Raw genomic sequence first — 25,067 nt, forward strand, 5'->3', positions numbered from 1 at the left:
AACCTTTTATCTTTTGCCTTTTACCTCTATTTAAACTGAATAGCCCTTACCGGCTCAATGCGGGTTACCAGCATGGAAGGGCCTATCATTACCAGTAAACATATTATCAGCGTGCCGATATTTAAAATCAGCAACTCAATCCAGTTAAATTGTATGGGTACAAAGCTCATGTAATAAGATGCCTGATCGAGCTGAAAAAAATGAGTTTGCGATTGAAATACACCTACTCCAATACCAAACATATTGCCAAACAGCATCCCTAAACCTATCAGGTAAAACGCATTATATAAAAACACTTTTTGTATGGCCCAGTTATTGGCACCCATTGCCTTTAGGATGCCTATCGTGGGGGTACGTTCAACAATCATTATTAACAGGGCCGAAATCATGTTTATAACGGCAACCAATATCATTAATATTAAAACCACCTTGGTATTCCCGTCAAGCAGATCGAGCCAGCCGAATATAACGCCATAATTTTCCGTCACGGTATATGATTTCAGTTTAGTTGGCAGTATGTTATCAATATTGTTAGCCGAATTATTTATATCATCAAAATCATTTACCCGGATTTCGTAACCGCCAATTTCATCAGGTTTCCAGCCATTGAGCCTGTTTATTAATGACAGATCACCTACTACATACTGTTTATCAACCTCTTCAATGCCGGTGCTATAAATACCCGTTATAGTAAATGGCCGGATTTTTAAAGGTTCCTGCACAAAATACATCAAAATTTTATCGCCTACCTTTAGTTGTAAGCGGTTGGCAGTAAATTGCGAGATCAGGAGCTGTTTTTTTGATTGAATTGTGTCAGTAAAATCAAGCACCTTGCCGGTAATCAAATTCTTTTTAAAAAAAGCCCAATTGTACGTTTTATCAACGCCCTTTAATACTACACCTTCAATTTCGGTGCGGGTTTTTATTATACCGGGTTTCATTGCAAAAGGTGTGATAGTGTTAATATTATTAACAGTAAGCGCCTTCTTTACAAAGTCATTATCAGCCGCAAAAGGTGAATTTTCAAAAGAATTGTTCAGATCAAACTTTATCACCTGGATATCGCCGGAAAAACCACGGATCTTCTCCCTTATTTCCTGTTTAAAGCCCCTTACTATAGTAAGCGTTAATATCATAACGCCCAAACCCAGCATAATACCAATAATAGCTATGCGCACAATTAATTTTGAAAATGTGCGCTTAGACTTAAATGTTATACGGTTAGCTATAAAATAGGCGAAACTCAATGCGACATGGATTTTTTGTACCTTCGCAAATATGCGGTTTTGCGATTAAAAACCGGCAGTTTTAAATAATGAACACTATTTATTTATGATGAGGATAAAACTTTTTGTACAATTTTCAATAATTGCCTGTGCATTATCATGTGCAGTATTGGGTCAAAAAAGCAATTATAAGCCTGTGACCGGTATTGGTGCAAAAATTGTGACAATGATACCCGGCGCTGCCCAAACGGACCAGTATATTGATTACCTGAAAGGGAAAAATATAGGGATGGTTATCAATCAAACTTCAGTAATAGGTGGAAATCAAACCCTTAGTTTAGATAGCCTGATAGAGCTTGGCATCGCCATAAAAAAGATTTACGGGCCCGAACATGGTTTCAGGGGTGATGCCAGCAATGGCGCCGATGTAAATAACAGCATTGATGTTAAAACCGGGGTGCCTGTAATATCTATTTACGGCAATAAACATTATAAACCAACGCCTTATGATCTAAAGGGTATTGACCTGGTAATATATGACATACAGGACGTTGGCGCCAGGTTCTACACCTACCTTTCAACCCTGCAATATGTTATGGAGGCCTGCGCCGAAAACAATGTTGAGCTGATGATATTAGACAGGCCCAATCCCAATGGATTTTATGTTGATGGCCCGATATTGGACACCGCTTACCACTCATTTGTTGGCATGAACCCTATCCCGGTAGTACACGGGCTTACCACAGCCGAATATGCCAAAATGCTGAATGGCGAAGGTTGGCTAAAGAATCATGAAAAATGCAAATTAAAGATCATAAAGGTGGCTAACTACACGCATAGCACACCCTATATTTTGCCGGTAAATCCATCGCCCAACTTAAATACCAGTACATCTGTTTTGCTGTATCCTTCTGTATGCTTATTTGAGGGGACAACCCTTAGCCTTGGACGCGGAACCATGTTGCCGTTTTTGCAGATCGGGCACCCGGCTTTACAGGGAAAATACACTTACTCATTTACCCCGGTAAGTATTAAAGGTATGAGCGAAGATCCGCCACAGAAAAATAAAACCTGTTATGGCATCGACCTGAAAAATTACGATACAAATACCGAATACAACAGCGGGCAGCTTAATTTAGCATGGTTGATTGAGCTGTACAAAGCATTCCCGGATAAGGAGCATTTTTTTAACGCTTATTTTACAAAGCTTGCCGGCACAACCGATTTAAGAAAACAAATTGAGGCAGGCAAAAGTGAAAGCCAGATAAGGGCAAGTTGGGAGCCTGGTTTAAATAAGTATAAAAGGATGCGGGCGAAGTATTTGTTATATCCGTAAGGGAATGCGGAAGTGGGAATGCCGATTGCGGAATGTTTTAAATGTGGAGTTGCGTCACCTGCAACAGCTTTTTTGGAGAGGCATTAAATCTTGTTCTTTTTTAGAACCCTCTCCTTTGGAGAGGGCAGGGTGAGGCCGGAATTGCTTGCTCTTGTCACAATGTTTATTTTTAACTATCTTTAGGAGTTAGCGTTTTATCTATTTATGAGGATTATTTTTATGGGTACACCCCAGTTTGCAGTAGCATCATTAGATGCCTTGATAAAGGCGGGATGCGATGTTATTGCCGTGGTAACCGCGCCGGATAAACCTGCCGGGCGCGGACAAAAGCTAAATGAATCGGCCGTTAAGCAATATGCGGTAGCAAACGGTATAAAAGTACTGCAGCCGGAAAAATTAAAAAATCAGGATTTTTTAGACGAGTTAAAATCTTTACATGCCGATCTGCAGGTAGTAGTAGCCTTCAGGATGCTGCCCGAAGTGGTGTGGAGCATGCCTCCGCGCGGCACCATTAATTTACATGCCTCTTTATTGCCGCAGTATCGTGGCGCAGCCCCAATAAACTGGGTTTTAATAAACGGCGAAAAAGAAAGTGGTGTTACTACATTTTTCCTGAAACATGAAATAGATACCGGCGATATATTATTCACTGAAAAAATAACCCTGACGGGCCATGAAACAGCCGGAGACCTGCACGACCGCCTGATGAACAAAGGCGCAGGCTTGCTGGTAAAAACCGTTAAAGGTGTTGAAAGCGGCCGGTATAATGAGCACCCGCAATCGGCCTTACATGATGGCGTAGAATTGAGGCATGCACCTAAAATTTTTAAGGAGGATTGCTTGATAGACTGGTTACAATCTGCCGAAAGCATTTATAATAAGATTAGGGGATTAAGCCCCTATCCTACTGCCTATACCTTTTTGAACGATAAGATCCTTAAAGTATTTAATGCCACATTTGAAACGGCTGAACCCGGCATACAACCCGGCGGCTTTTTAACCGACAATAAAACCTATTTGAAATTTGCTGCATCGGATGGCTATGTTCATTTAACCGATGTGCAAATGGAAGGCAAAAAGCAAATGGATATTGCGCAATTTTTGAGGGGGGTGAAATTGTAACGGGCTTTCCAAGGCTCACGAAATTTTCCTGCCAAAAATTTACGAAGTTTCCAAAACTTCGTAAGTTTGACCACGGTTTGCCCGTATTTTACCAATTAACCTTATGAGCGAAAGAATAAAAATTGCAGTGCTGGATGATTACCAGGGTGTGGCATTAACCATGGCCGATTGGAAAGCTGTGCAGCAACGTGCCGATGTAACCGTGTTTAACGACCACCTTGTTGATGAAACCGAAATTATAAACAGGCTACTGCCTTTTGAGATTGTTTGTGTAATGCGCGAGCGTACGCCATTAACCAGGCAGATCCTTTCGCAGCTTCCCAATCTTAAGTTAATAATCTCCACTGGCAGGCGCAATGCATCCATTGATGAAAAAGCTGTTGAAGAGTTAGGTATCACCCTAAAAACTACGGGCTACTTTGGCGGCGGCGCACCTGAGCTAACATGGGCCGCACTAATGGCTATTGCCCGTAACATAACCGTTGAAAATGCAAACCTGCGCAATGGTCAGTGGCAAACCACCATTTCGACAGACCTGGCAGGGAAAACTATTGGAATAATCGGGCTGGGAAATATCGGCACAAAAATAGCAGCTTATGCCAACGTGTTTGACATGAATGTTATAGCGTGGAGCGAAAACCTTACCGAAGAAAAGGCCGCAGCGGCGGGTGCAAAGCTGGTGAGCAAAGAAACATTGCTAAAAGAAGCCGACTTTGTGACCATCCACTTAGTATTGAGTCACCGGTCGAGAGGTATTATTGGGCAGGCTGATCTTGACCTAATGAAACCCACAGCCTATTTTATCAATACATCAAGAGGCCCCTTGGTTGATGAGCAGGCGTTGATAAATACGCTACAGCAAAAAAAAATAGCTGGCGCAGCTATTGATGTGTATGATATTGAGCCTTTGCCAACCGATCATCCCTTCCGCAAGCTTGACAATATACTGGCAACACCCCATATAGGTTATGTTACCGAAAAAACTTATAAGCTGTTTTATGAGGATATGGTAGCAGAATTATTAGCTTGGCTTAATGGTTGATCACGGATCCGGCGTTTTTAAGTTTTGCAGATGTCCCGATCATCTCGAACTGAATGAATGCTTAATGAGCAATATTATTGACATCCAAGTAACCCGGTTTTTCAAGCACATCAAAATGTATTACTTCGGGCTCAAACTCCAATAAATACTCTTTGTCTTCGGGGTAATAACGGGCTTTTTTATAATCCTCACCGGCAAATTGTTTTATCGACTCGTAATCGTCCCAAAAGGTAAGGGTATGAATATGCGTTATCTCATTATCATCGCGCTTTAAAAGGAACACGCCACGGTTGCCGGGCGTTTGTGCATAGTCGTTTAAGCCGGTTTTTATTAAAAACAGGTGATACTGTTCTGCTTTTTCTTTAGGCACCCTGCCATGCCACATTCTTGCTATCATGTGCTGAAGCCTTTGTTTTATGACCTACGTATAAGATAAATACAATTTAACATAATTTAACTGCAACATATTATCAGCAATTAACTAATAATTGTAATTTCATATAATTATGAAACAAACGCTTGTTGCACTGTGTTTTTTATTTTTTGCCAGCAAGGGTATCTGCCAGCAAGCAGCCTATACTTTACCTCTCCCGGCAAAGTGGGGTGTCGAAAAAATAGCCTTCCCTATTGAATTTGCACCATCAATACCTTATAAAGGAATAGAAGAGATCCGTTTTACACCGGGCTGGGGCGATAATAAAAGTGCACAATATTGGTCGTACACCTTTTTATGGTTTATTGAAGGCGCCCCCATTATTAACCAGGATACATTAAAAAACTGTTTAACCCAATACTACAACGGGCTTTATTTAAGCAATCAAAAAACAAATCCTCCTGCTGTTAAAAACTTTTCACAGATCCAATTAAAAAAAATCGACAAAGCTAAGGATGACCTTGAAACCTATGAAGGTGAAATTAGCACGCTTAACTTTTTAAACAAGCTCCCGTTTACCTTAAACGCAAAAATCCATATCCGTAAATATGCTGCTGGTAATCATACAGCAATACTATTTGAGATTTCGCCCCAGGATTTTAAACATGAAGTTTGGGAAGCGATGGGCGGCATTGTGGATGGATTTAAGGTACTATAGGTTCTACAGCCTTTGGAAATAATAAATGCCGGACGTGTTTTTAAATTGTTTCTACCAATATTTTGCTCCTAAAAGAGCAAGTTTAGAAAAATAGTTTAGCGTATATAGATACTATCACCTGGTAACCTAACTATTAAATTGCCGTAGGTGATGGTCGGTATGCTTATACGCCATGTATCCAATTTGTTCTTTTGTCATTTTTCCGAAAAAAGGATGTACAAAATCAAAGTCAGGGAAGTGCTCATGCTCCTCGAGCAGGGCAATCCATTTGCTTTTTTGGGATGTAACATCACCATTTTCCCGGACAACAAATTCAGGAATTGTGGGTGTATTCCGGCTCAGGGGGTTTTCATCCTTTATAACACTTCTCAAAGCCATTTTTCCAAATAAACGGCCGATGAACGCCTGTTTATACTTTTTCTTCCCCAATGCCATTTCTTCCCATAGTGTACAATGTTTCAACATCTGGTAAATATTCATTTTACCCCATTGTGCCATGCTGTTTTCGTTAAGCGTATTGATCCTGTTAATCAATTCATCTCTTGTGGCTTTGTCAAACGTTGTTTTCATTTCCTGGTAGTTTTTAAAATACATTTTTCTTTAAACAAGTTCTGCAAGAGAAAACCAGTTGCCCGAATCATCTTAAATAAGGCTTCCGTACCTTAGAACTCCTTTTTAGGTGGTTCATCAGCTTCCAGGGCTTTTAACTTCGCTTACTTTCCAGGCTTGCAAAGCAGTTTTTTATAATACTAAGTTCTTAAAAATTCTGAATGTCTGAAATCCAAATTATCACATAAGCCATGTATGCTTTTTTTAATATAAAAATGGGGATTAGTCAGAAATTTATTTTAATTTTCCTGTAACATTCACCGTGATAACTGTCTCCAAAGTATGTAAAAATTAAAACATACATTTAACATAACTGAATTATGACTACCAAAGAATCATTTTCCATAAACGGGGAAGCCCTGTTGGATAAAATAAAATCGCTTATAAACGAAGGCAATGTAACGAAGATCACTATTACCGATAAATCCGGTAAAGAACTGATGCATTTCCCATTAGCTGTTGGCCTTTTCGGTGTGTTGCTTGCACCCATATTTGCAGCAATTGGTACATTGGCTGCTTTAGTTACAGAGTGCACAATAACTGTAGAGAAAGAAGTGAAGGATGATGACGATACCAAAACCGAGATAAAAGTTTCCTAGTTCAGATCCTGATTTAATAAATGAACGAAGGTAATATTTTAACCGTGGATGACCTTAGTGTTAGCTATGGCAAATTCCACGCAGTGCAAAACGTGTCTTTTAGTGTTAGGAAAGGTGAAATTTTTGGCCTGTTGGGGCCAAACGGCGCGGGTAAAACCAGTACGTTAAGTGCCGTTGAGGGTCTTTTAAAGCCACAATCGGGAACTATTATAGTTGATGGTAATGATGCCGTTTCAAAACCGTTGCATGCACGCGCATCATTAGGGGTACAACTGCAATCAACAAGCTTTCAAACCGAGCTGTTTGTAATTGAAGTGCTGCAGCTATACGCCGGCATTTATGGGGTACCCGCAAGTAAAAACGATCTGATGGCTACCTTAAGAGATATCAACCTGGAAGACTCTGCGATGAAAAAGTTCGGAGAGCTTTCGGGTGGTCAGCAGCAAAGGGTATCATTAGTTATTGCAACTATACATAACCCTAAGCTGGTATTGCTTGATGAGCCTACCACAGGACTGGACCCGCAGTCGCGCAGGCAGCTTTGGGAGCGCATTGAAGCCATCCGCGAACGCGGGCATGCAGTTTTGCTTACCACCCACTCCATGGAAGAAGCAGAATCTGTTTGCGACCGGATCGCTATTATTGATCATGGCAAGGTGATTGCCATTGATACGCCGCAAGGCATGATAGACGAGCACAAGGGTGACCCGGAAGTTATTGCAGTTTCGCGCAGGGGGCGGATAACCCTTGAAGACGTATTTATAGCGCTTACCGGCAAAGCAATACGTTTATAAATGACTTCCAAAATCACTAATTCACTCAATCATTAATTCAGTAATTAAATTTCATGGAAACTTCGATACCTAAAATATCCACAGTTCTTAAAACACTTTTGCGTGCAGATTTTACCACCCAGTGGCGTAACAGGCGTGCAGTAATATTAACGTTGATAGTTCCCGTAATTATACTTACTACATGGAAACCTTTTGTAGCACAGCTTGGAGGCCCGTTTGTACTTTCAAACAGTATTACTATTGGCCTTGTTGCTATCGGATTAATGGGCTATTCTACCTCAATTGCCCGCGACCGTGACAAAGGAGTTTTCCAGCGTTTACGCGTAGCTCCGATTTCATCATGGTCAATAATGACAAGCCGTTTATTGGTTCAAATGGCAATGATATTAATGGTAACTACTGCTGTTTTTATTGCAGGAAGTTCATACGACCAGGTGACCCTTACGCCGGCAGGATATGTGGTTACTTATTTAACTGCTATAATTGGCGGGGCATTATACCTAAGTATAGGGCAAATGATAGTTGGACGCATTCAAAACCCCGAAACGGTAAATTCAACCGTTCGCCTGGTTTATTTTGTATTTATTATGGTGGGAATGTTTGGCCAGTTCAGTACAAATTTACAGCTTCATAATATTGTGCAATGGTCGCCATACGGAACGGTTAAAACCATCATGGCATCAGGTATGGAGCCTGAAAAATGGAACAATGAAGCTTCAATGGCATTACTGGTAACAATTGGATATACTGCAGTATGTGCCGTACTTGGCATTAAATGGTTTAAGTGGAATACGAAATAGAAATGGGAAAGATTAGTCAATGCTAATTAACAGGTAGTTTTCAAGCATCGGTATAAATTCATCTATGGCGCTGCTTCCGTTGGCTTTGCCATATCCACTCTTGCGGAATGTATAAAGGATCCTGCCGTTTTTTAAGCATTCGAAATGAAATTCAAGGTTTTCGGCATTCCATAAAAGATAGAGGCTTTCGGCTGGTGTGGTTTCAAACTTACCGGTGCGTTCCAGGTTTATATCGTCGATATAATTTAACAGTTTTTCGGCATTTTGCAGCATCACAGCATCCGGGGTAAAAAATTCAGGACCGGTACTATTTAAAATCTCTTCAATTTCGGGATGCGTATACATAGCCATCGTTAAATTAATTACGGTTACTTATACGCACCGCCTTTTTAATAGTTTCATGAATTTTGACTTGAAAATTTGATGATGTGGCAATTTGAAGATGTTATCTTGATTTGATGATGTGAAGGTTTATTTAATTTGACGATGGACTAATTTCAAATCATCAAATCAACACATCTTCAAATCATCCTTATCTTCAAATTAATTTATCTTTGGCGAACTAAAAAATTCAAAATAATTTTACCTTTACGGCCGCTAATCAACCGTTTTGTTTAGCAAACAGTATTATGAAAAAAGTTAGCGTACTTCTTATTGTAGTTGGGATAATAGTAACAATTGGCTTAATTATTTATTTCAGATCGGTAGTTAACCCGGCTGATTCTGATTCAATGACCATTAGCCGTAGCGGAAGCCAGGTTTCTGAATGGCCTTTGTTTATAGGCATCATATTTACCTTTGTAGGTATTGTATTTTACTATGTAAGCCATTCTGAAGATAAGGCTAAATAAATCAATGCCTGCTATTTCTTCATTCAATAACTTTTGGAATGGAATTTGGGTAGTGTCTCAGCTTGAATTTTTCGGTAGTTTCTCAGTTTGAATTTTTATTTTTTGCGGCTATGCGTTTTATCTCCCCGATAAGGCTTTGACGTTCTTTAGCGGCTAACCGTTAGCTATTTATTTTCATATCTTTACCGTTATGGGGTAGAGAATAACACCTCATTTTATGGCTACAAGAAAACTACTTAAAAAAATTGTAAATATTTTACCGGCAAAGTTGAAGAATAAAGCATACCGGGCATCGGGAATTGTTTTCGGCTTGAGTAATTTGAATTCACTTCCTTTTTACGATATGTATCATCATATTTCGAACCTGAAAAAACTCGGGTTTAATCCTGACCTAATAATTGATGCTGGAGCTTTATTTGGCCAATGGACTGAGAACGTTAGAATTATATTCCCCGAAGCGAAGTTTATAATGATTGAGCCACAAACAGCTCAAAAAAAATATTTGGAGGCGGTAAGCCACAAATTTGATAACGTCAGCTTGGAGCTTTCATTGGTAGGCGATGTTGAAAAAAATGGAGTAGAATTCTATGAAATGGGAAGCGGGTCAAGTATTTATCAGGAAAATTCCGATCATTATCGGGAAAAAGTGTCGTTGAAAATGGAAACCATTGACGCTATAATTGAAAAAAAATACAAGATGCCTAACAACTGTTTTCTAAAACTGGACGTACAGGGGGCTGAAATTGATGTTTTAAAGGGCGCTACCGAGCTATTAAAAAGAACTGAGTTTATTTTATTGGAAATAAGCATGTTAAACTATAATTATAAAGCACCGCAATTTACAGATGTAATTATTTTCCTCAAGCACATAGGTTTCGTCTTATTTGATATCTGCGACGAAAGAAGAACGAAAAACGAGGTGCTTTATCAGACTGATATGATCTTCGTTAAAGAATCATCTGCCATAAGAAGTTCTGTTGATTTTAAGGATATTCAATAAAAAAGCCACAGTTGAAAGTGGCTTACAATTATTTTGGCTGTTGTGTATACCCAAATGCCACAATAAAAGCAATCCCGCTAAATCCCAAAGCTTCAAACACACTGGTTAATTCGTTGCCTTTATCGCCGTATGGATCAGCTATCGCTCTTGGAATATGCAAAACTATAAGCCAAAGAAAGATCATTACTCCCAGTAAGATTGCAACTAATTTCAATTTCACCTTCAGAATAATCGCTACACCGGAGCCAATAAGTGCCACACCTGCAAAATACGTCCAGAAAAGCTGGCCGGGGACCCATACCGGCACCAATTTGGACACAAAGTCAACATACAGGAAATGATCGATCCCAAAAAGGATCATGGTTATTGATAAGAAGATGCCGCCAAGAGGAATAAAATTTTCTAATAGTTTTATCAGTAACGGCTTTTTTTCGCCGGGCGCCTCGCTGGTAGAGAATGAACCTGCAACAGCAAAGGCGCCGCCTGCCAGTACCAGCTCTTTTAACGGATTTGTCCATACACCTAAATGCTTGCTGTAAGGGTCTATAATTAATTCATAAGGCACCTGGCCTAAAAAAAGCAATAACAAAAATACTCCGCCCAAATAAAGTGACACTTCTTTTGCCTTTTTCTCAAAGATGATAGCTATGCCCGCTGCAATAAGCACACCACTGACCAAATAAGCTAAAAAGGCAGATCCCGGTATAGCGGCGGACCATGGCGGGAATATTACCGGCCTGAAATCAGCATAAAATAGTTGCTGAGCTCCAAGGCATGCTATCATAATGCCATAAAATATTCGTCCTGCTTTTATAAGTATTTCCATTGCTTAGTTTGTTTATATCGCTCTAATTTCGTGGACAGGATAACAGAAAGCAATTCATAGCTTGTACATGTTGAAACAAGTTTGTACAAGGGGTGAGCGGTACAAGAAAAGCGGGCTTGTTCTGATTTATAGTGATTTATTTATTATTTTTGACAAGATGAAATCAAATACGCCCAAAGATATCATTTTGCAAACGCTTGTTGCCCATAAGCAGCAACTGGCTTCTTATGGTGTAAATAAAATAGGTTTATTTGGTTCTCACCTCCGTAATGAAGCAACTGAAAACAGCGATATCGATTTGCTGGTAGATCTCACGAAAGAAAAAAAAACGCTTAATAATTTTCTCTCACTAAACTACTTTTTGGAAGACATTTTCGGTTGTAAGGTTGAACTGGTAACTACGCAATCCCTTAGTCCGCACATAGGCCCGCACATTTTGAAAATGGTAGTATATGCACCTATCGCAGATTGAATTTTTACAGCATATTTTGGATGAATGTCTTTATCTTATAAAGGAATCGCATGAAAATAATTTTGAAGATTTTTTAAAAGACGAGCGGCTAATAAGAGCAGTTTGCAGGAGTCTGGAGATTATTGGTGAAGCAAGTTCTAAAGTGCATCCCGACATTAAAGAAAAATACCCATTAGTGCCCTGGAGGGAAATGAATGACATTCGCAATAGGATCATACATCACTACTTTGGTGTAGATAATGATATAGTTTGGGATACCGTTCAAACCAATATACCACAATTAAAGGATTGGATTGAAATTATTATTGAAAAGGAAAAATCCTAATCCGATATAATTCATTAATACACCGGGCTATCCTTTATCCTCATTTTAAAAAACTTTAATACAATTACAAATTATAGCGAAACGGTTTCTTTTTGAAACCCGGTGTTATAATAGATGGATAATGTAAAACTATAATTGCAAGGATCAATCATAATAAGTCCACCCAAACATCCCTCAATTGTCATTTTTGATTTATGCCAAACTAAGTGAGTATATTGCGGTTAACCTTCCAATATGATTACAAAGAATGACATTTTTGGCTATATGCCAAATGATAAATACAATATTGCTGTAGCCTATTTTTCAATGGAGTTTGCAGTTGACCAGGCCCTTAAAATATATAGCGGCGGCCTGGGTTTTTTGGCAGGCTCACATTTACGCAGCGCTTATGAGCTAAAACAAAACCTGCTGGGCATAGGCATGCTGTGGAAGTATGGCTATTATGATCAGGGCCGCGATGGCAATGCCCTGATGAAACCCGAATTTATTGAAAAGCAATATTCCTTTTTGCAGGATACAGGGATTGTTTTTACCGTTCCGGTGCATGACGCACCAGTCCATGTAAAGGCATACCTGCTTAAGCCCGAAACTTTTGGCTCGGCGCCATTATTTTTATTGAGCACGGACATCCCTGAAAATGACGATCAGTCGCGCGCCATTACCCGGCAGCTGTATGATCCTAACGAAGCCACCCGCATAGCACAAAGCATTGTTTTGGGCATAGGCGGGGCCATGCTGCTTGATATTTTACAAATAGAGCCCGCTGTTTATCACATGAACGAAGGTCATTCGCTACCCCTTAATTTTTACCTGTATGCCAAACACAATAATAACCTTGATGAGGTGAAGAAAAGAGTTGTGTTTACAACCCATACCCCCGAAATGGCCGGTAATGAAGACCACGATTATAGCTTGCTGAAAGATATGTCGTTTTTTTACCACATGCAGGAACATGAGGTAAAATTTGTATTAGGTATGGAGGGCGACAAGTTTAACTATACGCTTGCGGCGCTAAAATTTGCACGTAAAGCAAATGGCGTGTCCAAACTTCATGGTGAGGTAGCCCGGCAAATGTGGGGCAGCAACCCGGGGACCTGTGAAATAATTTCTATCACTAATGCGCAAAACAAAACTTACTGGAAAGACGTGCAGCTTGATGACGCCGTCGGTAAAAATAATAATGACGGCATCATCCAAAGAAAAAAAGAAATGAAAAGGCAGTTGTTTAAGACAGTGGCCGACCAATGTGGAAAATTATTTAATGAAGATACCCTTACCATTGTTTGGGCAAGGCGCTTTGCCGCCTATAAACGTGCCGATATAGTGATGTATGATTGGGAGCGTTTTTTAAACCTTGTAAATAATACTGAGCGCCCGGTACAAATTATATGGGCAGGTAAGCCTTACCCCGAAGATTATGGCGCGATAGACCTGTTTAACCAGATAATGAGCAAGGTAAAGCCTTTTGCTAATTGTGCGGTGCTTACCGGCTATGAGCTTGCACTGTCGGCATTGTTAAAAAAGGGGGCTGATGTATGGCTCAATACCCCCAGGATGTATCGTGAAGCATCCGGAACCAGCGGAATGACAGCTGCCATGAACGGAGCCATCAACGTTTCGTTGCCCGATGGCTGGGTTCCTGAATTTGCTGAGGATAAGAAAAATTGCTATGTAATTCAACCTGCAGATAACCAGCTGTCAACTGAAGAAAAAGATGCGCAGGAAGCCCGCAATCTGATGGATACATTGGAAAACTTAGTTGTGCTTGCCTATTACAATAAGCAGGGGCAATGGTTAACCATGCTTAAACAAGCTGCTGCAGATATTGTACCCGCATTTGAAGCGGGCAGAATGGCTGATGAATATTATGAAAAGATGTACAAAAGCTAGTGTGGTGTTAATTATGAATTGACGCTTAGTCTTGAGTCGAAAGTCTCGAGTTCTAAGTCAGAAAAAGACAAAATTTGACTTAACACTTGCGCTCTCTTACAGGATAACGAGCAAACAATTGTTATCCTGTAAGTCACTTACCTCTGATTATCCTTAAAATCCAACAAACAGTAATATAACGAAGATTGGAATTATCCCTTTTTAATTAATTGGTACTTAGTAAATTTTAATTGAAAGGATTTGTTTTAAGCAGATCTGGCATTGCTCAAATCATTAAACGCAACCCAACTGTAGTTTAATTGTCATTAAAAGCTATCTTTACAACCGAGGATTAGGATATGGGATTGCCACTACGAATAACTTTTAATGACACGGATTACATTTATCAGATTATTGACAGTAAGATAATAAATCAGTATACTACTGAATTACAACTACTTGTAAACGGAGAAAAGGTTGAATTGATAAAGAATGATAAAAGGGTTTGGGTGCAAAAAGATGAGCTAAAATCATTGGACCCTGAATTGGTACAGGCGCTTGGCCGGTCGGTCTCATTAAGAATGAGGATGTAATTGCAGTAATTCTTTTATTTGAGATTGATTTTTTTTACATAGATCTCATCAACCAAAATCATTACAATTGCCAGGGCAGGCACCGCCATTACTATACCCATTGCGCCACCCAGCACACCCATAACCAGCTGCCCGATAATGGTTAAAGCCGGCGGCAGATTGATGATCCTTTTTTGTACAATAGGTGCTATAATATTTTGTACTAAAGTTTGTACACCAATATAAATAAAAGCCACTATAATAGCGGTGTCTGTACCTATGGTAAGGGCAAGCAACACACCGGGGATCATGGCGATAAATGAGCCAAAGTTTGGGACAATTACCAATAGTCCCGCCAACAGCCCCAGCACTAACGCAAGCGGGATCCCCATTATACTTAAACCAATTGGTATCAAAATTACGAGCAAAACCATTGAGATCATTGTCCCTTTTAACCATCCTTTGAGTGTAAAGCTGGTACGATCTATTATATTCCTGGTTAGGTCCTTTTGATCCGGCGGAATAAGCAGTATCAACCCATCTTTATAAAGTGAAGGATTTGCTGTAAAAAAAATTCCTAAAAACAGGATGATATACATATTGCCTAAAACGCCAAAGCTGGTGCTGAAAAACTGGCTGGCGGTTGTAAAAAGTTTATCGGAGCCACCGCCTGATATGGCTTCGAGCACCTTGCGGCCCAAAGGCGTTTCGGCCAGCTTTAATTTGGCATTGCTGATAGTGCGCGGCAGGGTATCACTCAGATCCGAAATCTGGTTTTGGATCTTGCTGCCCATAAACCAAAGTAAAAACCCTAAAATAATAAATGAGCCTGTAATAGAAACTACCATGCTGATGCGGTGGCTCCATTTGGTTTTACGCTGGATAACATCGCCGAGGCCGTGAAAATAAACCGAAATAAGGCAGCCTGCCAATGCCATCAGCAATATGCCAAAAGCAACCCGGGCAATCAGTATTAGTATTGCCACTATAGCAACTATGCCTACCGTATGCCAAACCTTTTCGGTGTAGGTTAGCTCTTTTGCTGTTTTTGGAGGTAATGGTTTTTTGTCGGGCATGTTGTGATCTGACAACCTGTATTATTATTTAAACTTACAGATTTAACTGCACACTTAACGCCAGCGCAAAGGAAATGTTTAAAGGATGCTTAAAATGCCGCTTAAAAGGTAAATGTCGCCAAATAGCAGGCCTGTGAAGATGGGTTTAGCTATTTTACCAAAAATAAAAACCCCCTTACACTTGCTGCTCGGAGGTTTTAACCTAAGTATTATGATTTAAAAAACACCCGGGCTCATAAAAATGTATAACATGAATAATCAACGGAGGATATTTATGAAACAACAAGTAATTGAAGATGTGAACATTATGCCTCAATTAGATAAAGCCTGTGGTTTGGACATGCACAAAGACAAGATCGTTGGCTTTATCTCTGGAAAAGACGGCAGCAATCAAGAGTTTAGAGAGTTTGGTACTTACACCTGTGAACTCAAACAGATCAGGGATTGGTTACAAGAGAGTGATATCCACCATTGCCTGATGGAAAGCACGGGCATTTATTGGATGAGTTTATATGCCATACTTACCGAAACGGGTATCGAAGTTATTGTGGCAAATCCAGTTCATATCAAGCAGATGCCCAAGCGGAAAACTGACCGGAAGGATGCTAAATGGCTTTGCACTTTGCTATTACACGGATTAGTGCGGCCAAGTTTTATGCCTGACAATACACAACGAATAATCCGGGATTACTGCCGGAATCGTTTATTTTACACCTGGCAACTCAACCGGATACGGAACCGTTTGCTTAAGATATTGGAAAGCAATAATATCAAATTGCGCTCTGTCATCAGTTCGATCCATACTTTATCGGCAATGGATATGATAAGATTGCTGGCTAAAGGCGTTACCGATCAGGAACAATTGCTTAGCTGTGCCCGAGGCAAAGTAATTAAAAAGAAAGAGCAGTTGATCAAAGCTTTGAATGGCACACTCCAAACGTATCATCATACACAATTGCAAATGCTACTGGAAGATTATGACCATGTTCAAAAGCAAGTCGATTTTTTAGACAAATCAATTACTGAAATCATCAGTGAGCATTATGCGCAAGCCTTTGAATGTCTTGATAGTATAAGTGGCATAGGTGTCAAATCAGCGGAGATCATTATAAGCGAAGCCGGAAAAGATATGAACCGATTTCCGACAGCGGATCATTTCACTGCGTGGTGCGGTATTGCACCGGGCAACAACGAAAGTGCAGGTAAACGAAAAAACACTGCAATTAAAAAAGGCAACAGTTATTTAAGAGTTGCCATTGTTGGCGCGGCATGGGCTGCGGTTCGCATGAAAGATTCCTATTGGCATGCTTTATTCGATAAGTTACGCAAACGCATGAAGGCGCAAAAAGCAATTGTAGCTATTGCAAGAAGATTGCTCAAAGTAGTATATAACACATTAGAGACGCTAACTATTTACAAAGAAAAGGGCATCGCTCACTTCGTTGACTTGCAGGCTAAAGCGGCATTATATCATAACGCAAAACTATCGTTGCCTCAAAACAATATTGATTAAAACACTAAAAGGACGGAAAAGGTAATAGAGTAAAGAATCTGAAACCTAAGCTGCCAAATCTGTAGATAGCACCCAGGCTTGTTCCATGAGAACGCAGAGGAAACTTATTTTTTTATATTTGGACGCATGGATAGTACAATCAAAGATCAGCGAGAGAATGTGGTCAAAGATTCTATACGCACTATAAATTTATATATGTTTTCAGATGTCTTAAACACAACAGGAAACTATAGTGAAAAGGATATTATGCTTTTTGAAAAAGAAGTAAAGTTTCGGCAAGTTCATAAAGATGAAGTATTGTTGACTATCGGGGAAGTAGCTAAATCCGTTTTCTTCATTTTAAAAGGGGCTATATATCAGTATAGTTTAAAATCTGCAATAGAATACCATATAATTGACCTGCACTTAGAAAATGAATGGCTTTTAAATCACAAAAGTTTTGTTTCTCAAACGCCATCAAATTGCTTTATAGGTGCATTTACAGAAAGTGAAATATTAGAAATTAGTATTGACTCTATACATTATCTAATAGGCCAATCTCCGGCGTTTTTTCAGTTGAATAAGATATTGGAACATTCTACTTCAAGAGTTTATTTTTTTGATAATTCACTCACGCCCTTACAGAAATATCAATTCATTTTTGAAAACAAGCCTCAATTGCTACAGAAATTCCCCTTAAAGATCATTGCGTCCTTTTTAAAGATTACCCCCGAAACTTTAAGCAGAGTTCGAGAGAAATTTGCAAAAAACAAATTCAATTCTTGATTTGAATCAAGTGCATTAAGGCACACCATTTCCTATTTTTATTTTTTTATTTAAACTAAAAATCCAAATCAATTAACGTATGGAACACAAAGCTATATCAATACGGCCATTTATCGGAGCAAAAGATTTTGAACTCTCAAGGAGTTTTTACCGGGATCTGGGTTTTCAGGAAAGCATTTTGACACCTACCATGTCCTTATTTAAAACGGAACTATTGGGCTTTTACCTACAAGATTATTTTGTAAAGGATTGGATAGACAATACAATGCTATTTTTAGAAGTTGAGGATGTTGCCCGTTTTTGGGACGAATTGTTAGCCTTAAACCTGAAAACTAAATATAAAGATGTAATACTTACTCCAGTACGTGTAGATCACTGGGGCAGAGAATGTCTCTTGGTCGATCCCTCTGGTATCCTTTGGCACTTTGGCGAATTCTTTCAATCAAAATAAGCTCAAAAGGTATCTAAACTGTTCCAGTCATGCATCTATTTGTCTGGTATTTTTTTAGAGGAAACCTTATTACAATACACACGGATGTGTGTTTTGAAGCTGCAAAGTTAGCGTTTTGGATTCTTTATTTATTGGGGGATTTGGTCAAAAAATTAGGGGATTTTGGTAGGATTTGTTAATATTATTCTGATAACAAAAGATTACTATTGTATATAAATAAACTTTCCTTACAACAATAAAACTATAAAATGGCAACTAAAGAAATTATCGCGATTAGCGGTTTGGAGGTGAAATTTTGCCTCGATGAAGATGACACCAACGGACAGTTAACAATGTTTGAAGTTACTGTAAATGCAGCCGCAAAGGTACCCGTCCCGCATTATCATAAAGATTTTGATGAAAGCATTTACGGACTGGAAGGAACCGTTACTTTCAAAATTGATGGCAAAGAGTTAGAGATTGGCATGGGTGATAGCTGCTTCATTCCCCGTGGTATAGTTCACGGTTTTGAAAATAAAACAAATAGCAGGGTTAAATTTTTAGCTATTGTTAACCCCGGTATTTTAGGCCCTGCATACTTTAAAGAGTTGGCGGTAATAATTAATGCGGGCGGTCCGCCGGATATGGTTAAAGTTAAAGCAGTGCTGCAAAAACATGGATTAGTACCTGTAATGGATTAACCAGGTTTTAGCAGTATGGTGCTGAATATATAATAATATGCTAAACCTTTTGGACAACCTAAATAAAACACCTAATTTGGATAGTTAGTGTCGTGTCAATCATGAATTGACGCTTAGTCTTGAGTCGAAAGTCTTATGTTCTAAGTCAGAAAAAGACAAAATTTGACTTAAGACTTGCGACTAAAGACTGTTGACTTACACTAGTTGGCTTTGGGCTCCTCGAATTATAATCAGGTAAGTATGAAAAAATCATTACAAGCAGTACACCGGGTGTTTTTCTGTTTAGCCTTATTTGTACTCTCCTCATGCACTGAAAAAAACAAGCCTCCCTCAAACGACGCAATTAATGCGATTAATCTTAAACGGGGGAATGTTGTTTTATGCGGACCTCCGGACAAGCAATTTGGCCTGGTCGAATTTGAAACGTCCTGCCCGGAGAAGGTGAAAAAGGACTTTAATCTTGCCATAGCACTGCTCCATTCATTTGAATATGACGAAGCAGAAAAAGTTTTTGCAAAAGTTATTAATGAAGAACCAAATTGTGCTATGGCCTATTGGGGCGTGGCAATGTGCAATAATCATCCGCTTTGGTCGCCACCTAATGAAGCTGAACTAAAAAAGGGAGCTAAAGCAATTGCAATTGCGCAGTCCATCAGTCAAAAATCAAAAAGGGAATCCGGCTATATTGAAGCCATGGCATTGTTTTATAAGGATTGGGATAAAGCGGACCATCATACCCGTAGCGTCCGCTTTGAAAAAGCAATGGAAAAAACATACAGGGAAAATCCAAACGATAAGGAAGCTGCAATATTTTATGCTTTAGCGCTTGACGCAGCGGCAGACCCGGCTGACAGATCTTTCAGTAATCAAAAAAAAGCCGGAGCTATTTTGACCGCCTTATATCCCGGCGAACCCAATCATCCGGGAATTGTACATTATATTATTCATACTTATGATTACCCCGAGCTTGCGGTGTTAGCCCTGCCTGCAGCAAGAAAATATGCTTCCATCGCCCCGTCTTCGGCGCATGCCCAGCATATGCCTTCGCATATTTTTACCAGGCTGGGGCTTTGGGACGAATGCATTAATTCCAATCTTATTTCTACGTCTTCTGCAAAATGCTATGCTGAAAATGCCGGTATTAAAGGCCATTGGGACGAGGAACTTCATAGTATGGACTATCTTGTTTATTCCTATTTACAAAAAGCAGAAAATAAGCTTGCAAAAAGGCAATGCGATTATCTTAATACTATTGACAAGGTTTACCCGGTAGACTTTAAAGATGCCTATGCTTTTGCCGCTATTCCGGCCCGCTATGCACTTGAAAACAAAAACTGGAACGGTGCGGCCAGTCTCAAAACCCATCCGGCGGATTTTCCATGGGAAAAATTTCCATGGCAAAAGGCTATTACCAATTTTACCAGGCTTCTCGGTTTTGTTCACATTGGTAAAATTGATTCAGCACGGTTTGAGTTAAAAAACCTGGATACAATTTATGATACATTGATGCAGCAAAAGGATTTGTATAAGGCCAACCAGGTAAAAATTCAAATCACTACAGCTAAAGCCTGGATCCTGTTTAAGGAAGGAAAAAATGATGAAGCGTTAAAAACCATGATTGTTGCTGCGGATATGGAAGACAAAACTGAAAAACATCCTGTTACTCCGGGCGAAGTAATTCCGGCACGGGAATTACTGGGGGATCTGTTACTGCAAATGAACCAACCCGAAAAAGCTTTGGAAGCCTATGAAGCAGATTTAAAACGGCACCCCAACCGGTTTAACGGTCTTTATGGAGCAGCATTAGCTGCCGAAAAACTGCGCAGCTTTGAAAAAGCGAATTCCTTGTACCGGCAAGTAGCGGCTATTTCAAATTCAATTGACTCAAACCGGCCTGAGCTTAAAGCGGCAAGATTGTTTTTAAAAGAGCAAAAACAATAATTTATGTGAAAGCAGGATAGCAAAATTTTAATCATTATTCCAGGATTAAAGGCTTAATTTTTTTACAATGATATTTTGCCTGCAGCTTCATCATTTCCTTTAAAGTAGTTGCTGAATGGTGTGGCATGTGATCATTACAAGCAAAACTCAGTTTTGCAATAGTTATATACCTTGGATCAGTTGAACCGGACGACCAATACCTGGCAGCTTCCTGTTTATCCTTAACAGTACTATTACCAATAGTGAAGGGAAAACTTGTACATCTGATAGTTAAATTAATTGAAGTATCCGAATCCTTGTGAAATGCATTAATATGATAATTAAATAAAGTTTTGAAATTATTTTCGGGATCCTGAACTGTTACAGTATCACTTATAAAAATTTCCTTTGCTGTATCAATAACTGATAATCTTTTTTCCAAATTATTAATAATGGAATTTTGCAAATCCGGAGGGAGTTTATCAAACTTAAATATTTGCTGACAATAAACAGGTTTTGTAAAAACTGTCAGCAATATTATTAAACTAATAATTCCTTTACTTAGAAAAGAATTTATCAAAGCTATTGGACATTTTTTCATAAAATTTATCTGAATATATACCACAAAATAAACACAAGAACATTAAAGAAAGAGGTTTAATCTCTGCATTGCCCTTTACAATGAGGGTAGGTATTATGTAAGAAAGCCCTAAAACAACTATCCCCGTTAGTAGCCCCAATAACGGTTTTGAAACGTAATTTGAATCTTCGATTTTTGAAGCAGAGAAAACAATTTGAATTAAGATGTTTATCATAGCGCCTAATAAACCAAAACTCATAGACGTTACCAGGAAGGAACTGAAGGTAGTTAATTGAATAGCCCAGGGGAAATAGTTTTCAAGGTTAGAGTATTCTAAAATATATTTCAATTGATACTTATTCTCTATATCTACACCGTCTAATTTAATATTAATGGTATCTTTTTTCAATGCATCTTTTTGTTTGTCTATAGTTTCTGTTACTTCATCAACACTGATCCTGGATATTCCACCGATACCAAAATACAGGCCGGCCAATAACCAAATACACAATATTATAAACGAAATAATTTTCATAATGCGTTTAAAATGAATATATTAAATATAAATTTATTTTTCTGTAAATACAATAGATGCTTACATCGTATTTAAGTATTACTTTATTCTTTTTCCTTAGCGTGTTATAGTTTGCTTTCAAATTCTTAGTAGCTTAGGGTCATAAACAACTTTTTTACTTGTTGATTATTTGCATCCCAGTTATCGAACCTGGAAAATGAACGAAGCCGCTATGCTTATATATCAAATAGACAAAGAGTCACAAGACAAAAAAAATGGGACAACTACCAGTCAAACTGTGTTGTCCCATCGGGTAATCCCATTAGGGTTCGAACCTAAGACCTACAGATTAGAAATCTGTTGCTCTATCCAGCTGAGCTGTCATTTAAAGCTCCATTTGCTAATGCTCCAGCTCGTGAGACCAATTTTTAAGTTCCTTGATAATCTTCTTGGCATGGTTGTATCGCAAGATACGGTGTGATTGCTTTTTTCCTTTGGTCTTAATAGTTACCCGGATAAGTTACACGTATAACGTTGGATGGAGATTTTGTAAAAGGATAAATGCAGGGCTATTTAAATTGCAGTTCCTGGGTTAATTTACCACCCTGGATTTCCCGCAGATCGTTCCTGGATACAGCCTGCGTGTGCCGGGCTTCATCGCTGAGGTTAAAAACCTTTTTACTGATAGCATCCATTTTGTCTCTCATACCATCGAGCATAGCGTGATTTTTTAATTCATACATCAGGATTAGATCCCAATCGCTTGCTGTAGCTGGTGGCGAAGAGAGAACTTTAAAATCTAATATAAGCCCTGCTTCTTTCGCCGCCCGCATTTGCTTTACCCAGTTTTCACTCAGGTTCTTTAAGTACAGGTCGGTCATGCCCGGTTTGGTATGTACAAATTGCACCTGCCAAAGCGGCCCTTCTGTGTAAGGCCTGTCTGTTTGAGCAAATGAAACATTAGCGCTTACCAGCAGCAAAATGATACTGATGGCAAAATTCAGGATGTTTTTTTTCATGGTCTTTTTATTTAGATTTAAATTGTGTGTGTGGCTGACATAACTTGCTGATTTAAAATCAAATAAATAACATAAGAATAAAGGAAAATGAATTTTCTTAATAAAGTTAACTAAAACATCGCGGTACCGCTGCTTCGTCTCAAGGTTGTGTATCAAAATGGGTATCGCAAAAGAAACCCACCACAGTTTTAATATCTCCACCTTGCCATAATGCGTCTGTTCAGCAGTTCGCCTGTTCGAGAATTCACTCGAATTAACTTACTGCAATGACTAAAAGTAAACAACTTCTTAAAGACTTTGAATACTTTGCTTACTGCTGCGAAAATCAACCGGCACTTAAGACTTTATGGTGCAGATCTTGACAACTGCTGTAATAAGATGACTCTGCTTAACTCTTTACAAGGTGAAAATGCAACCAGCACTGTAACTAACAGATTGATAAACTGCACATACTGCTTCAATAAACACTTTTATGCAATAAAAAAGCCCCCTAGTATAACTAAGAGGCTGTGTCAGTTGTGATCCCAATAGGATTCGAACCTATGACCTACAGATTAGAAATCTGTTGCTCTATCCAGCTGAGCTATGGGACCATCTGCGAATTTTTCGCGGTGCAAAGATGCAAAAATCTACATAAAAAGTCAAATAGATAGTTATCTTAAATTGTATCTTGTTTTACACATTGCTTATTTAAAAACTTTTTAAATGCCAATTTAATCCACCTTAAATGTAGCGTAACAATACCAAATTGGTATTTACTTTAATAATCAAACTATTGCTTACTAATATTTGTTAAATTATATATATAATTGTAAACAATTATAAACCGATTGCCTTATAAAGCAATACATTTATATTTAAAATAAACAACTGATTTTATAAACGTACTATTGATTTGGCGGGGACCATAACATGTCCCGAAATTGTAAAAAGAACACAACATTAATTTAAAATGAACATTTTTACTTTTTAAAAAGGTAAAGTGTTTTATTTACAATAAGTAAATCATATTTTTAACCGATTTTTTTTAATAAACTTATTTATGATCATAATTGCTGACGGTGGCTCTACTAAAACAAACTGGTGTCTGGTTACCGGGGAAGGAAAAAAAGTATACTTTAACACAGAAGGATACAACCCATATTTTTCAAGTACTGAATATATTATCCAATCGTTAGGGGAAAGCCTGCCTACAGATCTGGAAAAAGACGAGATCACCGAAGTAAACTATTATGGCGCAGGTTGCTCAACCGACGAAATGCGTGACGTTGTTAAAGTGGCTATGGAAGCGGTGTTCACCAAAGCAAAGGTTTATATCGGCCATGATCTGCTTGCTGCAGCCAGGGCATTGTTAGGCAACAACGAAGGTTTTGCAGCTATATTAGGTACAGGCACCAATACTTGTATCTATGATGGTAAAAACGTTGTAATGAACATTGATTCAGGAGCTTATATCCTGGGTGATGAAGGCAGCGGATGCTATATCGGTAAAAAACTGTTAACCGATTATTTACGCGGTTACATGCCCGAGCCTGTACGCAACCTGTTTTGGGAAACCTACAAGCTTACACCTGATGATGTGAACGAGCAGGTTTATACCCAGCCGCGCGCCAATCGCTTTTGTGCAAGCTTCAGCAAATTTGTATACGACAATAACGTACATATTGAATACTCAAGGAACCTGGTACGTACCTCGTTCGAAGATTTCTTCCGTAACCTAGTAACCCATTACCCTGATTATCAAAAATATTCATTCAACTGTATCGGCTCTGTAGGCTACAACTTCCGCAATGTGCTGGAAGAATTGGTACTTGAAAACGGAATGGTTGTAGGTAACATCATCCGCTCACCTATAGATAATTTGGTGAAGTACCATCTGGAGATGGCGCATCAGTTGTAGTTGGGGATAGAATCAAGATTCAAGAAGTCAAGAATCAAGATAAAGGAAAGCCGAAGAAGAATGTAAGAATAGAATCAGGATTCAAGAAATCAAGAATCAAGACATAAAAAAAAGC

Annotated in this window: 28 protein-coding genes and 1 tRNA gene; 19 read left to right on the forward strand and 10 right to left on the reverse strand. The window is 38.9% G+C overall.

The genetic code is table 11. From position 1 onward, the window contains the following. Positions 1-26: 26 nt before the first annotated feature. Positions 27-1,178, reverse strand: coding sequence for an ABC transporter permease (locus tag JWQ54_RS16485; protein ID WP_367187105.1), 1,152 nt, complete (start codon positions 1,176-1,178; stop codon positions 27-29). A gap of 154 nt (positions 1,179-1,332) precedes the next feature. Here JWQ54_RS16485 and JWQ54_RS16490 point away from each other — a divergent pair, with 154 nt between their 5' ends. The 3 genes from JWQ54_RS16490 (at position 1,333) to JWQ54_RS16500 (ending at position 4,726) form a co-directional block, all read left to right on the forward strand. Then, positions 1,333-2,562, forward strand: coding sequence for a DUF1343 domain-containing protein (locus JWQ54_RS16490; protein WP_299586865.1), 1,230 nt, complete (start codon positions 1,333-1,335; stop codon positions 2,560-2,562). 204 nt (positions 2,563-2,766) lie between these two features. After that, positions 2,767-3,684: a methionyl-tRNA formyltransferase gene (gene fmt / locus JWQ54_RS16495; RefSeq protein ID WP_299586868.1), complete on the forward strand. Its 918-nt coding sequence runs from the start codon at positions 2,767-2,769 to the stop codon at positions 3,682-3,684. Between the two features lie 103 nt (positions 3,685-3,787). Further along, positions 3,788-4,726 carry a D-2-hydroxyacid dehydrogenase family protein gene (locus JWQ54_RS16500; protein ID WP_299586870.1) on the forward strand — a complete coding sequence of 313 codons (939 nt, stop codon included), beginning with the start codon at positions 3,788-3,790 and terminating at the stop codon, positions 4,724-4,726. Between the two features lie 61 nt (positions 4,727-4,787). Here the strand turns inward: JWQ54_RS16500 and JWQ54_RS16505 are convergent, their stop codons facing one another. Then, positions 4,788-5,123: a hypothetical protein gene (locus JWQ54_RS16505; RefSeq protein ID WP_299586873.1), complete on the reverse strand. Its 336-nt coding sequence runs from the start codon at positions 5,121-5,123 to the stop codon at positions 4,788-4,790. Between the two features lie 109 nt (positions 5,124-5,232). On the opposite strand from JWQ54_RS16505, the gene JWQ54_RS16510 reads away from it, so the two are divergent. Continuing rightward, a complete protein-coding gene (locus tag JWQ54_RS16510) occupies positions 5,233-5,817 on the forward strand; it encodes a hypothetical protein (RefSeq protein ID WP_299586876.1) in 585 nt (194 codons plus the stop codon). Between the two features lie 126 nt (positions 5,818-5,943). On the opposite strand, the gene JWQ54_RS16515 is transcribed toward JWQ54_RS16510, so the two are convergent. Further along, the gene (locus JWQ54_RS16515) at positions 5,944-6,387 is read right to left on the reverse strand and encodes a DUF1569 domain-containing protein (protein ID WP_299586879.1); all 444 of its coding nucleotides are present in this window, start codon (positions 6,385-6,387) and stop codon (positions 5,944-5,946) included. 359 nt (positions 6,388-6,746) lie between these two features. Here JWQ54_RS16515 and JWQ54_RS16520 point away from each other — a divergent pair, with 359 nt between their 5' ends. From JWQ54_RS16520 to JWQ54_RS16530, 3 genes are read left to right on the forward strand one after another with little or no spacing between them, the layout of a single operon-like run. Beyond that, positions 6,747-7,025, forward strand: a complete 279-nt coding sequence (locus tag JWQ54_RS16520; protein ID WP_299586882.1) for a DUF4342 domain-containing protein — start codon at positions 6,747-6,749, stop codon at positions 7,023-7,025. 20 nt (positions 7,026-7,045) lie between these two features. Then, positions 7,046-7,819 (forward strand): ABC transporter ATP-binding protein, encoded by a 774-nt coding sequence (locus JWQ54_RS16525; RefSeq protein ID WP_299586885.1) that lies wholly within the window; start codon positions 7,046-7,048, stop codon positions 7,817-7,819. Positions 7,820-7,872: 53 nt separating this feature from the next. Further along, positions 7,873-8,619 carry an ABC transporter permease gene (locus tag JWQ54_RS16530; protein WP_299586887.1) on the forward strand — a complete coding sequence of 249 codons (747 nt, stop codon included), beginning with the start codon at positions 7,873-7,875 and terminating at the stop codon, positions 8,617-8,619. Positions 8,620-8,631: 12 nt separating this feature from the next. Here JWQ54_RS16530 and JWQ54_RS16535 read toward each other — a convergent pair whose 3' ends face one another. After that, positions 8,632-8,970 (reverse strand): hypothetical protein, encoded by a 339-nt coding sequence (locus JWQ54_RS16535; protein ID WP_299586890.1) that lies wholly within the window; start codon positions 8,968-8,970, stop codon positions 8,632-8,634. Positions 8,971-9,248: 278 nt separating this feature from the next. Here JWQ54_RS16535 and JWQ54_RS16540 point away from each other — a divergent pair, with 278 nt between their 5' ends. Next, entirely contained in the window at positions 9,249-9,470 is a 222-nt protein-coding gene (locus tag JWQ54_RS16540; protein ID WP_299586892.1) for a hypothetical protein, read from the forward strand. A 217-nt stretch (positions 9,471-9,687) separates the two neighbouring features. Further along, complete coding sequence (locus JWQ54_RS16545; RefSeq protein ID WP_299586895.1) at positions 9,688-10,470, forward strand: FkbM family methyltransferase; 783 nt, start codon at positions 9,688-9,690, stop codon at positions 10,468-10,470. A gap of 28 nt (positions 10,471-10,498) precedes the next feature. Here the strand turns inward: JWQ54_RS16545 and JWQ54_RS16550 are convergent, their stop codons facing one another. Further along, complete coding sequence (locus tag JWQ54_RS16550; protein ID WP_299586897.1) at positions 10,499-11,296, reverse strand: hypothetical protein; 798 nt, start codon at positions 11,294-11,296, stop codon at positions 10,499-10,501. Between the two features lie 157 nt (positions 11,297-11,453). Between JWQ54_RS16550 and JWQ54_RS16555 the strand changes: the two genes are divergently transcribed. From JWQ54_RS16555 to JWQ54_RS16570, 4 genes are all read left to right on the forward strand, one after another. Then, positions 11,454-11,768 (forward strand): nucleotidyltransferase family protein, encoded by a 315-nt coding sequence (locus JWQ54_RS16555; RefSeq protein ID WP_299586900.1) that lies wholly within the window; start codon positions 11,454-11,456, stop codon positions 11,766-11,768. After that, positions 11,749-12,093, forward strand: a complete 345-nt coding sequence (locus JWQ54_RS16560) for a DUF86 domain-containing protein (RefSeq protein WP_299586902.1) — start codon at positions 11,749-11,751, stop codon at positions 12,091-12,093. Before JWQ54_RS16555 ends, JWQ54_RS16560 begins: the two co-directional genes overlap by 20 nt. Positions 12,094-12,327: 234 nt before the next feature. Then, the gene (glgP, locus tag JWQ54_RS16565; protein ID WP_299586905.1) at positions 12,328-13,983 is read left to right on the forward strand and encodes an alpha-glucan family phosphorylase; all 1,656 of its coding nucleotides are present in this window, start codon (positions 12,328-12,330) and stop codon (positions 13,981-13,983) included. Positions 13,984-14,321: 338 nt separating this feature from the next. Then, positions 14,322-14,555: a hypothetical protein gene (locus JWQ54_RS16570; RefSeq protein ID WP_299586908.1), complete on the forward strand. Its 234-nt coding sequence runs from the start codon at positions 14,322-14,324 to the stop codon at positions 14,553-14,555. Between the two features lie 14 nt (positions 14,556-14,569). Here the strand turns inward: JWQ54_RS16570 and JWQ54_RS16575 are convergent, their stop codons facing one another. After that, positions 14,570-15,610, reverse strand: coding sequence for an AI-2E family transporter (locus JWQ54_RS16575; RefSeq protein WP_299586910.1), 1,041 nt, complete (start codon positions 15,608-15,610; stop codon positions 14,570-14,572). 274 nt (positions 15,611-15,884) lie between these two features. Here JWQ54_RS16575 and JWQ54_RS16580 point away from each other — a divergent pair, with 274 nt between their 5' ends. From JWQ54_RS16580 to JWQ54_RS16600, 5 genes are all read left to right on the forward strand, one after another. After that, entirely contained in the window at positions 15,885-17,123 is a 1,239-nt protein-coding gene (locus tag JWQ54_RS16580; RefSeq protein ID WP_299586912.1) for an IS110 family transposase, read from the forward strand. A gap of 126 nt (positions 17,124-17,249) precedes the next feature. After that, entirely contained in the window at positions 17,250-17,888 is a 639-nt protein-coding gene (locus JWQ54_RS16585) for a Crp/Fnr family transcriptional regulator (protein WP_299586914.1), read from the forward strand. A gap of 79 nt (positions 17,889-17,967) precedes the next feature. Further along, entirely contained in the window at positions 17,968-18,339 is a 372-nt protein-coding gene (locus JWQ54_RS16590; protein WP_299586916.1) for a glyoxalase, read from the forward strand. 248 nt (positions 18,340-18,587) lie between these two features. Further along, the gene (locus JWQ54_RS16595) at positions 18,588-19,019 is read left to right on the forward strand and encodes a cupin domain-containing protein (RefSeq protein WP_299586918.1); all 432 of its coding nucleotides are present in this window, start codon (positions 18,588-18,590) and stop codon (positions 19,017-19,019) included. A gap of 240 nt (positions 19,020-19,259) precedes the next feature. Beyond that, a complete protein-coding gene (locus tag JWQ54_RS16600; protein WP_299586921.1) occupies positions 19,260-20,960 on the forward strand; it encodes a tetratricopeptide repeat protein in 1,701 nt (566 codons plus the stop codon). A gap of 34 nt (positions 20,961-20,994) precedes the next feature. Here JWQ54_RS16600 and JWQ54_RS16605 read toward each other — a convergent pair whose 3' ends face one another. From JWQ54_RS16605 to JWQ54_RS16620, 4 genes are all read right to left on the reverse strand, one after another. Then, positions 20,995-21,381 (reverse strand): hypothetical protein, encoded by a 387-nt coding sequence (locus tag JWQ54_RS16605; RefSeq protein ID WP_299586923.1) that lies wholly within the window; start codon positions 21,379-21,381, stop codon positions 20,995-20,997. A gap of 115 nt (positions 21,382-21,496) precedes the next feature. Next, entirely contained in the window at positions 21,497-22,054 is a 558-nt protein-coding gene (locus JWQ54_RS16610) for a hypothetical protein (protein ID WP_299586926.1), read from the reverse strand. A 548-nt stretch (positions 22,055-22,602) separates the two neighbouring features. Continuing rightward, positions 22,603-23,052 carry a hypothetical protein gene (locus JWQ54_RS16615; RefSeq protein WP_299586929.1) on the reverse strand — a complete coding sequence of 150 codons (450 nt, stop codon included), beginning with the start codon at positions 23,050-23,052 and terminating at the stop codon, positions 22,603-22,605. A 519-nt stretch (positions 23,053-23,571) separates the two neighbouring features. Then, positions 23,572-23,645 (reverse strand) — tRNA-Arg (locus JWQ54_RS16620). A 449-nt stretch (positions 23,646-24,094) separates the two neighbouring features. On the opposite strand from JWQ54_RS16620, the gene JWQ54_RS16625 reads away from it, so the two are divergent. Next, a complete protein-coding gene (locus JWQ54_RS16625) occupies positions 24,095-24,952 on the forward strand; it encodes an N-acetylglucosamine kinase (protein WP_299586932.1) in 858 nt (285 codons plus the stop codon). Positions 24,953-25,067: the final 115 nt, after the last annotated feature.

Source organism: Mucilaginibacter sp. (assembly GCF_028288225.1).
Classification (GTDB): Bacteria; Bacteroidota; Bacteroidia; order Sphingobacteriales; family Sphingobacteriaceae; genus Mucilaginibacter.